The organism is Stenotrophomonas sp. PS02300 (assembly GCF_029959395.1).
In the GTDB taxonomy this organism is placed as follows: Bacteria; Pseudomonadota; Gammaproteobacteria; order Xanthomonadales; family Xanthomonadaceae; genus Stenotrophomonas; species Stenotrophomonas maltophilia_AD.
Genome location: NZ_JASCOP010000141.1, coordinates 1 through 9,816, shown reverse-complemented (window position 1 = coordinate 9,816; position 9,816 = coordinate 1). Strand labels below are relative to the sequence as shown.

12 protein-coding genes are annotated in these 9,816 nt (G+C 69.4%); 1 reads left to right on the top strand and 11 read right to left on the bottom strand.

All coding sequences use genetic code 11. The features are described from left to right. From QMX79_RS18105 to QMX79_RS18055, 11 genes are all read right to left on the bottom strand, one after another. On the bottom strand, positions 1 to 404 hold a 404-nt coding region (locus tag QMX79_RS18105; protein WP_282248009.1), incomplete at its 3' end, for a glucokinase. Between the two features lie 34 nt (positions 405 to 438). Then, positions 439 to 2,037, bottom strand: coding sequence for a calcineurin-like phosphoesterase family protein (locus QMX79_RS18100; protein ID WP_282248007.1), 1,599 nt, complete (start codon positions 2,035 to 2,037; stop codon positions 439 to 441). Positions 2,038 to 2,126: 89 nt separating this feature from the next. Continuing rightward, entirely contained in the window at positions 2,127 to 2,750 is a 624-nt protein-coding gene (gene hisIE, locus QMX79_RS18095; RefSeq protein WP_282248006.1) for a bifunctional phosphoribosyl-AMP cyclohydrolase/phosphoribosyl-ATP diphosphatase HisIE, read from the bottom strand. Then, positions 2,740 to 3,516, bottom strand: a complete 777-nt coding sequence (gene hisF / locus QMX79_RS18090) for an imidazole glycerol phosphate synthase subunit HisF (RefSeq protein WP_093534485.1) — start codon at positions 3,514 to 3,516, stop codon at positions 2,740 to 2,742. Before hisF ends, hisIE begins: the two co-directional genes overlap by 11 nt. After that, entirely contained in the window at positions 3,510 to 4,244 is a 735-nt protein-coding gene (hisA, locus tag QMX79_RS18085; RefSeq protein ID WP_282248005.1) for a 1-(5-phosphoribosyl)-5-[(5-phosphoribosylamino)methylideneamino]imidazole-4-carboxamide isomerase, read from the bottom strand. The genes hisF and hisA overlap by 7 nt, the downstream gene beginning before the upstream one ends. Further along, a complete protein-coding gene (hisH, locus tag QMX79_RS18080; protein ID WP_282248004.1) occupies positions 4,241 to 4,843 on the bottom strand; it encodes an imidazole glycerol phosphate synthase subunit HisH in 603 nt (200 codons plus the stop codon). Before hisH ends, hisA begins: the two co-directional genes overlap by 4 nt. Then, positions 4,840 to 5,913 (bottom strand): bifunctional histidinol-phosphatase/imidazoleglycerol-phosphate dehydratase HisB, encoded by a 1,074-nt coding sequence (gene hisB / locus QMX79_RS18075; protein ID WP_282248003.1) that lies wholly within the window; start codon positions 5,911 to 5,913, stop codon positions 4,840 to 4,842. Before hisB ends, hisH begins: the two co-directional genes overlap by 4 nt. Continuing rightward, positions 5,910 to 6,998 (bottom strand): histidinol-phosphate transaminase, encoded by a 1,089-nt coding sequence (gene hisC, locus QMX79_RS18070; protein ID WP_282248002.1) that lies wholly within the window; start codon positions 6,996 to 6,998, stop codon positions 5,910 to 5,912. Before hisC ends, hisB begins: the two co-directional genes overlap by 4 nt. Next, entirely contained in the window at positions 6,995 to 8,290 is a 1,296-nt protein-coding gene (hisD, locus tag QMX79_RS18065; RefSeq protein ID WP_282248001.1) for a histidinol dehydrogenase, read from the bottom strand. Before hisD ends, hisC begins: the two co-directional genes overlap by 4 nt. Next, positions 8,287 to 9,198: an ATP phosphoribosyltransferase gene (gene hisG / locus QMX79_RS18060; RefSeq protein WP_282248000.1), complete on the bottom strand. Its 912-nt coding sequence runs from the start codon at positions 9,196 to 9,198 to the stop codon at positions 8,287 to 8,289. The genes hisD and hisG overlap by 4 nt, the downstream gene beginning before the upstream one ends. 11 nt (positions 9,199 to 9,209) lie before the next feature. Then, positions 9,210 to 9,536, bottom strand: coding sequence for a YerC/YecD family TrpR-related protein (locus QMX79_RS18055; RefSeq protein ID WP_282247999.1), 327 nt, complete (start codon positions 9,534 to 9,536; stop codon positions 9,210 to 9,212). 47 nt (positions 9,537 to 9,583) lie between these two features. On the opposite strand from QMX79_RS18055, the gene QMX79_RS18050 reads away from it, so the two are divergent. Beyond that, on the top strand, positions 9,584 to 9,816 hold a 233-nt coding region (locus tag QMX79_RS18050), incomplete at its 3' end, for a hypothetical protein (RefSeq protein WP_282247997.1).

The following is a 9,816-nucleotide window of genomic DNA, read 5'->3' as shown; positions in this document are numbered from 1 at the left end:
GCATCGCGGCGGGTGGCCGCCACGGAGACCGGCCACGGCAGGTTGGTGTTGACCAGGTGGTCGCCTTCCAGCAACCCGGCAATGGCGACCACGGCGGTAGCCGGCGCCAGGTGCTGCGAGGCGCGGAACGCGGCGAGGATGGCGGCCAGGCTGGTGAACTCGGCGCAGGCGTAACGGCGCAGGTTGCGGATGCGCGGCGCCTGGCCTGGCACCACGTCGGCCAGTGCCAGGCGCGCATAGGTGCCGCCGACATCGGCGACGATCAACGTGTCGCCTTGGGAACCCGGGCGCGGGTGGACCGGATGCGCGTCCGGGAACGCGGTTACAACGCTCACGCGCAGGCCTTGGGTGGATTCGATGTCATTGCCGGGATTTTCGGTGATCGTGTTGGCTTTGCAAAGCATTGGGTGCCGTACCGGAGCGTATTGCGCCGCGCCGTTACGGGCTGGCCACCTGGAGGCGGTAGGTGGTGCTGGCCGTTGCCGTTGGGCCGTCTGCGTGTACGGCGCGGACTTCCACCTTGTGGGCACCGGCGGACAGATCCGTCGGCAGCGCGCCACGCCAGAGGTGCGGTGAAGGCGTGGCTTCGGGCGAGCGGTCGAAACCGCGCAGGCGTTCGGCGGTGTCGTCGGCGACGTTTTCGACGACCAGGCGCGGGTCCGGCTGCTCGACGCGCTTCATGCTCTGCCATGCGCCATCGTCGACGCGGTACTCCACCAGCGTGTCGGCTTGGCCCATGAACACGTTGGCGTACACGCCCCACGCCGGGTAGGCACCCTTGCGCAGCACCTTGGGTGCGTGCAGGGCGATCTGGTAATCATCCGGGGCGCGCGCCACGTAGTAGCGCAGGCCGTATTCGCCGCCGGGCTTCACCGACAGCACCGCGTACCCGTTCGGGGTGCCATCGCTCATGGTGGCATCGGGAATGCCGCTGCTGTCTTTCACGCCTGACCAGAACGCACCGCAGGCCGCGCCCACGTTGTACTCATGCAGCGGCTTGCTGCCCTGCCAGCCCTCGGCCGCGCCGTGGTAGTAGTGCTGCTGGGTGTGGCTGTGCCCGCTGAGGACCAGCACATTCGGGAAATCCTTGAGCAGTGCGAACAGGCGCGTGCGGTCGGCGTGGCGGAAGGTCTCGCGGCCGGGCGCGGCATCGAACAGCGGAATGTGCATGCCCAGCACCAGCAGGCGGTCGCGCGGCACGCTCTTGAGGTAGTTGGCCAGGAAGGTGAACTGGTCCGGGCGCAGGCCGCCAACGTACTTCGGCTTGGCGGTCGGGTCGTAGACCACGTCGTCCAGGAACACGAAGCTGGCGCCGCCCTCCTCCACCGCGTAGGTGTCCGGGCCATAGACCGCGCGCCAGCTGTCCAGCGAATGGCGGTCGTCGCCGGCATCCATGTCCAGGTCGTGGTTGCCCGGCACATGGAACCACGGCACCTGCAGCTGTGCGGTGGCCTTGTTGATCTGCGGGTACAGCGACAGGTCGTCGTTGACGATGTCGCCCAGCGTGGTGCCCAGCCGTGCCGGATGCTTGCCGATGATCGGTTCGACGATGGCGCGCTGGTAATAGCCCACGTCCTGGCGGCTGGCGGTCTGCGAATCGGTGAACACCAGCATCTCGAAGCCGGCGCGTGCGGCGTCGGCGTCCTTGACCGGCTCCAGCGCGAAATCCCAGTTGCGCACATTGCCGCCGGTGGCGGCGATGCCGTCGTACTTCAGCCGCGGCGACCCCTGCGGGGCGTAGTGCCGCCAGTAGCTGGGCATGCCGTTGGCGGCGGCGGGGAAGCGGAATTCGTCGGGCTTGATCACGAACACGGTCTGGCCATCGCGCACCGGCAGGCTGTAGCTGCCATCGGCGGCGGTGCGCACGATCTGCTCACCGTTGGAGACCTGCACGCCCGCCAGCGCCGGGTCGGTCGGACCGCGGCCGGGCTTGCCGTCGCGCTCCTGGTAGACCTTGCCGGTCACGGTGGCCTCGCTGGCCCAGGCAGGTGCGGACATCAACAGCAGGCAGGCCAGCCAGGCAGCAGTGCGGGTCATCGAGGCGTTCCGTTGGAGGTGGGCGATTGTAAAGCCGCACATGATCGCCTGTGGCCCGTTTCAACGACGTTAAATGGCGCGCCGCCCGCTCAACCGGCGTGGCGAGCCACCAGCACCCCCACCGCGTCCTGCAGCGACAGCCCACGGGCGCGCAGCAGCACGGTAAGGTGGAACAGCAGGTCGGCCGATTCGCCGAGCAATGCCCCATCGTCCTGCACCACGCCGGCCAGTGCCGTCTCCACGCCCTCTTCGCCCACCTTCTGCGCGATCCGGCGCAGGCCCTGCTCGAACAGGCTGGTGGTGTAGCTGTTGGCCGGGCGCTGCTGTTCGCGTTCGCGCACCAGCGCGTCGAGACGACCGAGGAAATTGCCCGGCGCCTGGGCGAAGCAGCTTTCGCTGCCGGTATGGCAGGTCGGGCCGGCAGGACGCGCGCTCACCAGCAGGGTGTCGCGGTCGCAGTCCACCCGCACGGCGACCACCGCCAGCACGTTGCCGGACGATTCGCCCTTGGTCCACAGCCGCTGCCTGCTGCGGCTGTAGAAGGTCATGTGCCCGGTTTCCAGGGTCAGCGCCAGCGATTCGGCGTTGGCATAACCCAGCATCAGCACCGCAAGCGTGTCGGCGTCCTGCACGACCACCGGCAACAGCCCATCGCCCTTGGCCCAGTCCAGCTGTTCCAGCGACTCACGGGAGGGCAATACTTCAATAGACATCACGAACCTCGATCTGCTGCTCGCGCAGGAACTGCTTGAGCGCGGGAATGGCAATGGCGCCACTGTGGAACACGCTGGCGGCCAGGGCGCCGTCAACATCGGCCTGGTCGAATACATCGGCGAAGTGCTGCATGTCGCCGGCACCGCCGGAAGCGATCAGCGGCACGCTGCACAGCGCACGCGCCTGGCGCAGCTGGGCCACGTCGTAGCCGCGGCGCACGCCGTCGCTGTCCATGCAGTTGAGCACGATCTCGCCGGCGCCACGGCGCTGGGCTTCCACCAGCCAGTCCAGCGTCCGCACCGGTACCGCCTGGGTCTTGTCGGGGTCACCGCTGAAGCGGCGCACGCGCCACTCGCCATCGGGCTCGCGCACCGAATCGATGCCGACCACCACGCACTGCACGCCGAAGGCGTCGGCCAGCTCTTCGATCAGCGCGGGGCGGCCCAGTGCGGGCGAGTTGATCGAGATCTTGTCCGCGCCGGCATACAGCACGCGGCGGGCGGTCTCCACGTCGCTGATGCCCCCCGCCACGCAGAACGGAATGTCGATCAGGCGCGCGATGCGCTCGATCCAGCCCACGTCCACCGCGCGCCCTTCCGGGCTGGCGCCGATGTCGTAGAACACCAGCTCGTCGGCGCCCTGGTCGCGGTAGCGCAGCGCCAGTTCGGCGATGTCGCCCATGTCCACGTGGTCGCGGAAGCGCACGCCCTTGACCACGCGGCCATCGCGTACGTCCAGGCACGGAATCAGCCGACGGCTCAACATGCGAGCGCCTCCTGCAGGGTCATGCGGCCTTCCAGCAGCGCCTTGCCCAGGATCGCCCCGCCGCAGCCGACGGCCTTGGCTTCGGCCACGTCAGCGGCGCTGCGCACCCCGCCGGAGGCCTGCACCGCGACACCGGGGAGCAGCGCGGACAGGTGCCGGTACAGGCCGATGTTGGGGCCGGACAACATGCCGTCGCGGGCGATATCGGTGCACAGCAGGTGGCGCATGCCGGCCTGCGCATAGCGCTGGGCCAGCACGTCCAGGGTCACGTCGGCGGTTTCGGTCCAGCCATGCACCGGCAGCAGCCAGCGGCCGTCGTCGGCCTGGCGCGCGTCGAGGGCAATGGTGAGGCGTTCGGCGCCGAACTCCTGCAGCCAGCCGATCACGGTGTCCGGCTCGCGTACCGACACCGAGCCCACCACCACGCGCGCCGCGCCGGCGTCCAGCAGCCGCGCCACGTCGTCGCGGCGACGGATGCCGCCACCGGTCTGCACGTTCAGGCCGCTTTCGCGGGCAATCGCGCTCAGCAGCGGGGCCAGGGTGTAGCCACCGGCGCGCGCGGCGTCCAGGTCGACCAGGTGCATCCAGCGTGCGCCCGCTGCGGCGAAGGCGTTCGCACGCGGCAGCGGGTCGTCGCCGTAGGTGGTCTGCTGGGCATAGTCGCCCTGCAGCAGGCGCACTACGCGCCCCTCGCGGATGTCCAGCGCGGGATAGACGGTGAAACTCATGCGGGTTCGTTCTCGAGGAAGTTGCGCAGGATCCGCGCGCCGGTGGCGGCGGAACGCTCGGGGTGGAACTGCGCGCCGCTGTGGCGGCCGCGCTGCACCACCGCCGCGAACAGGCCGCCGTGGTCGCAGGCGGCCACGGTGTGTTCGTTCAAGGGGGCGGCATAGCTGTGCACGAAGTAGGCGCTGGCGCGGTCGGCCACGCCGTCCATCAACGCGGCCTGGCGCAGCGGCAGCAGCCGGTTCCAGCCCATGTGCGGAACGCGGATGCCGGTGGCCGGGTGCAGGTGGCGGACCACGCCGGGCAGCAGGCCCAGGCATTCCACGTTGCCCTCTTCGGAGTGCTCGAACAGCAGCTGCATGCCCAGGCAGATGCCCAGCAGCGGCACCTGCAGCTCACGCAACGGCTGCACCAGGTCCTGCGCATGCAGGCAGGCCATGCCGTGCGGGGCAGCGCCCACCCCCGGCAGGATTACCCGCGATGCGCCCCGCAGCCCCGCCGCGTCGCGCACCAGCTGCACGCGCGCACCCAGCCGTTCCAGTGCGTAGCGCACCGAGCCGAGATTGGCGCCGCCGGCATCGATGAGGGCAACGTCGGTCACAGTGCCCCCTTGGTGCTGGGCAGCGCGGTACCCTGGCGCGGCAGCGCCTGGCGCAGTGCGCGGGCCAGGGCCTTGAAGCAGGCTTCGACCTTGTGGTGGTCGTTGTCGCCGCGCACGCTCAGGTGCAGGTTCAGGCCAGAGGCATCGCACAGCGAGCGGAAGAAGTGCGGCACCAGCTCGGTCGGCATGTCGCCCACGCGCTCGCGCTTGAACTCGCCTTCGAACACGAAGTACGGGCGGCCGCTGAAATCCAGCGCGGCGCTGGCCAGGGTCTCGTCCATCGGCAGGGTGAAGCCGTAGCGGCCGATCCCGCGCTTGTCGCCCAGCGCTTCGCGCAGGGCCTGGCCCAGCGCCAGGCCGGTGTCTTCGATGGTGTGGTGTTCGTCGATGTGCAGGTCGCCTTCGGCCTGCACGCTGAGCGCGAAGCCGCCGTGCTTGCCGATCTGCTCCAGCATGTGGTCGAAGAACGGCAGCCCGGTGTGGGTCTGCGGTTCGGCGCTGCGGTCCAGGTCGACCTCGACGCGGATGCGGGTTTCCCTGGTGTTGCGCTGTACGGTCGCGCGACGTGGCGCATCGGCCAGTTCATGGGCGATGCCGTTCCAGTCCCACTCGCCGCCGAACTGGTCGGTGCGCAGCTGGAAGCCGCGGATGTTCATGTTCTGCGCGAACTGGATGTCGGTGGGGCGGTCGCCGACCATGCCCGAGCGCGCCCAGTCGATGCTGCGGTCCTGCAGGTACGGCAGCATCATGCCGATCCCCGGCTTGCGCGTGGGTGCGTTGTCGTGCGGCCAGGTACCGTCGATGAGCACGTCACGGAAGACGATGCCCTGGCTGGCGAAGATCTGCAGCATCAGGTCGTTGGGGCCATCGAAGGACGCCTGCGGGTAGCCTTCGCTGCCCAGCCCGTCCTGGTTGCTGACGATCACGAACTGGTAGCCGGCATCGCGCAGCTTGAGCATCGCCGGGATCACATCGCGCACGAAGCGGATCTTCTCGTAGGCGTCGATCTGGAAATCGGCGGGCTCTTCGATCAGGGTGCCGTCGCGGTCGACGAACAGGATGGGGGTCATGCGGCGGCCCTCCGGGCGCTGAGTACCTGGAGCACGCGGTCGTTCTCCTCCGGGCTGCCAATGGTGATGCGCAGCGCATCGTGCAGTTGCGGGGCAGCGCGCTGGTCGCGCACCACCACGCCAGCGGCGAGCAGCGCGTCGAACGCGGCCTGGGCGTCGCTGAAGCGGACCAGCAGGTAATTGCCCTGCGAGGGGTAGACGCGGGCCACGCCGGGAGCCTGCTGCAGGGCCGCCGCCAGGCGGGTGCGTTCGGTCTTGACCTGGGCCACGCGCGACGCGGTGATTTCAAGCGCTGCCGGTTCCAGCGCGGCCACGGCCAGTGCCGTACACGGCGCGGGCACCGGGTACGGCGCCTGGCAACGGCGCAGCGTCTGGATCAACGCGGGGGCGGCGATCAGGCCGCCGATCCGTGCCGCGGCCAGGGCGTGGGCCTTGGACAGGGTGCGCAGCACCGCCACGTTGTCACGGTGCGCCAGCAAGCTGGTGGCCGACGCCTGCTCTGCATACTCGCCGTAGGCCTCATCCACCACCACCAGCGCCCTGCCCTGCAGCGCCCGGGCAACGCGTTCGATGTCGTCCAGCGAGATCGTGCTGCCGGCGGGGTTCGACGGCGTGCACAGGAACACCAGCTTGGCGTTACCCGCCAGGGCGGCGGCGATGATGGCGTCGATATCCGCCTCCAGCGCAGTGCCCACATCCCGCAGCGGCACTTCCAGCAGCGGTGCATTCTGCAGCCGCGCACACACCGCATACATGCCGAACACCGGCGGGGTTACCAGCACGCCATCGCGGCCGGGTTCGCACAGGGCGCGCACCAGCAGGTCGATGGCTTCATCACTGCCGCGTCCGATCAACAGCTGGTCGGGGGAGCAGCCATACATCGCCGCCAGCCGCGCACGCAGCGCTTCCGGTTGTGGTTCGGGATAGCGGCGGGCAATGCCCTGCGCGTCGGCCGGATTGGTCCACGCGGATTCATTGGCGTTGAGCCACACGTCGCCCACCAGCGCGCTGCTGCGGGCCGAGGAGTAACCGGCGAACGCGCGCAGGTCGCTGCGGACCAGATCGAGCACGGTACCGGCGCTCATGCGGCGGTCTCCATGCGCAGTGCCACCGCGTTCTCGTGCGCATCCAGCCCTTCGGCTCGCGCCAGCACGCGCGCGCAGTTGCCGATGGCGGCGATCCCCTGCGCGGTAGCGGCCTGCACGCTGATCATGTTCTGGAAACTGGCCACGCTTACGCCACTGTAGGCGCGTGCGGCCCCGGCGGTAGGCAGCACGTGGTTGGTGCCGCTGCAGTAGTCGCCCAGCGCTTCGGGGGTGTAATCGCCGAGGAACACCGACCCGGCCGCTTCCACCTGCGCCAGCCAGTCGCGGGGTTCGCGCAGCGCCAGGATCAGGTGTTCGGGCGCATAGCGGTTGCTGATCTGGAACGCCTGCACCAGCGAATCGACCAGGATCAGGCGCGAGGACTGCAGTGCCTGCGCGGCGATGTCGGCGCGCGAGAGCTGCGCCAGCTGTGCCTGCACCTGCGCCTCGACCTTCGCCAGCATGCCGGCGTCATCGGTGAGCAGCAGCACCTGCGAATCGGGGCCGTGTTCGGCCTGCGAAAGCAGATCGGCGGCGACGAAGGCGGGGTTGGCGCCGGCATCGGCGATCACCAGGACTTCGGACGGGCCGGCCGGCATGTCGATCGCCGCCGCGCCATCCTGCGCCACCTGCTGCTTGGCTTCGGTCACGTAGCTGTTGCCCGGGCCATACAGTTTGTCGCAGGCGGGCACGCTGGCGGTGCCATAGGCCATGGCGGCAATGGCCTGCGCACCACCCAGTTTGAACACGCGGTGCACGCCGGTCAGGCGCGCGGCCACCAGCACGGCCGGATCGGCGCTGCCATCGCGACGCGGTGGCGTGCACAGCACCACTTCTCGGCAGCCGGCCAGCTGCGCCGGCACGCCGAGCATCAATGCGGTGGACGGCAATGGCGCGCTGCCCGCCGGCACGTACAGCCCCACCCGGCCAATCGGCCGCACCATGCGTTCGCAGCGCACGCCCGGCGCGGTGTCCACCGCGTAGCCCTGGCTCATGCCGGCCTTGTGGAACAGGCGGATGCGGTCGGCGGCCTCGGTCATCGCCTGGCGCAGCTCGGCCGGTACCGCGCGCTCGGCGGCGGCGAATTCTTCGTCGTTCACTTCAAACGAGGCCGGGGCCACGCCATCGAAGCGCAGGCTGATCTCACGCAACGCGGCATCGCCATCGTCGCGCACCGCCGCGATCAACGCGGCCACCGATTCGCGGGTACGCGCTGCAACCGCCTGCACCGGGCGCTGCAGCGCCTGTGCCTGCTCGGCGTCGCTCAACTGGGACCATTGCAGACGATTCATGCCAGCGACCGCTCCACGCTCAACACCATCAACCCCTGGGCGCCTGCGCGCTCCAGCTCTTCCAACCGCTGCCAGGTCAACGCACCGTGGCACATGGTCTGCAAACGCAGGCTGCCGCCATCATCGGGCAGCTGCACCAGCGGGTCGGCATCGGGCAGCAGGCGCGTCAGTTCGGAGACGCGGTCCAGTTCGGCGCGGAACATCAGCAGCTTGCTGTCCTGCAGCTTCACCACGCCGTCAAGGCGGCGCAGCAGCATGGCCATCAGGCCGGCGCGGGCATCGTCGGGGGTCTTCACCGGGCCGGCCAGCACCGCTTCGCTTTCCAGCAGGGTTTCCACCGGCTTGAGCTGGTTGGCGGCCAGGGTGGCGCCGCTGGAGACCAGGTCGCAGATCAGGTCGGCGGTGCCGAGTCGGGGCGCGATTTCCACCGAACCGGACAGCTCCACCACCTGGGCATCCACGCCGCGCTCGGCCAGCCAGTCGGCCAGGATCGCCGGGTAGCTGGTGGCGATGCGCTTGCCGGCCAGCTGCTGCACGCCCTGCCAATCCCATTCCTCGGGCACGGCCAGCATCAGCCGACACTGGCCGAAGTTCAGCCCGCGCAGGGCCTGGTAGGCATCCGGCAGGCCGATGCGGCGGCGCGCGGCGCCCTGCTCGTCCAGTTCGTTGCGGCCGACGATGCCGAAATCGCAGACGCCATCGGCGATCAGGCCGGGGATGTCGTCATCGCGCACCAGCAGCAGGTCCACCGGCAGCGATTCGCCATAGCAGAACAGCTTGTCGCGGCTCTGCCGCCAGCTCAGCCCGCAGGCGGTAAGCAGGCTGCGCGCCGGTTCGGCCAGGCGCCCGCTCTTCTGGATGGCAATACGCAGCCGGTCACGTGCCGGGGCGGTCTGGGTTGCACTCATGGGGGAGGTCTCTACTCGGATTCTGGGGATGCAGGCGTGGCGGTCGCGGCAATGGCGGCGGCGTAGCCGCCGTGGCCATGGTCCAGCGAGCGCGCCACGCGCCCGGTGGTGGTCACGCTGACACCGGTCAATTCATGGATTTCGCGATACGGCACGCCCTGCCGCAGCAGCGGCACCACCTTCCAGCGGTCGGACAGCGCCTCCAGCTCGGCCGGGGTGCACAGGTCGCGCAGGAACGCAGTGACCTGCTCGGCGCTGGACAGGCCGGCAAAGGCGCCGGCAAGGCTGTCCAGGTCGGCCTGGGGGTCTTTTTCACGGGGGACAGGGCGGATTTTCATCGTATCAATGTAATAGCGCGCTATTACATTAGCGCAAAAGCGGGCTGATGCCAAATCGGCTTTACCTTCCTGCTTCCTCTGTTCAGGTTCAGGCCTTCGTTGCCGCAGGAATCGAGCATCCCGATCCGTCGCCGGGCCTTGCCCGGCTGGCGATGGATCTGGGCGAACAGCCGCTGGCCTTCGCATGGCCTGAGCTGGGCCGGCGGGGGCGGGTTTGCGGGACACGCCGTAAACCCATCCATGGGGGCTCGTTCGCGCCATCCATGGCGCTCTACGGTCC

Coding starts and splice junctions, on each gene's coding strand:
- hisF (WP_093534485.1), bottom strand. CDS start 3,516: ATGTTGAGCCGTCGGCTGATTCCGTGCCTGGACGTACGCGATGGCCGC.
- hisG (WP_282248000.1), bottom strand. CDS start 9,198: ATGAGTGCAACCCAGACCGCCCCGGCACGTGACCGGCTGCGTATTGCC.
- QMX79_RS18100 (WP_282248007.1), bottom strand. CDS start 2,037: ATGACCCGCACTGCTGCCTGGCTGGCCTGCCTGCTGTTGATGTCCGCA.
- QMX79_RS18055 (WP_282247999.1), bottom strand. CDS start 9,536: ATGAAAATCCGCCCTGTCCCCCGTGAAAAAGACCCCCAGGCCGACCTG.
- hisD (WP_282248001.1), bottom strand. CDS start 8,290: ATGAATCGTCTGCAATGGTCCCAGTTGAGCGACGCCGAGCAGGCACAG.
- hisB (WP_282248003.1), bottom strand. CDS start 5,913: ATGACCCCCATCCTGTTCGTCGACCGCGACGGCACCCTGATCGAAGAG.
- hisA (WP_282248005.1), bottom strand. CDS start 4,244: ATGAGTTTCACCGTCTATCCCGCGCTGGACATCCGCGAGGGGCGCGTA.
- hisIE (WP_282248006.1), bottom strand. CDS start 2,750: ATGTCTATTGAAGTATTGCCCTCCCGTGAGTCGCTGGAACAGCTGGAC.
- hisC (WP_282248002.1), bottom strand. CDS start 6,998: ATGAGCGCCGGTACCGTGCTCGATCTGGTCCGCAGCGACCTGCGCGCG.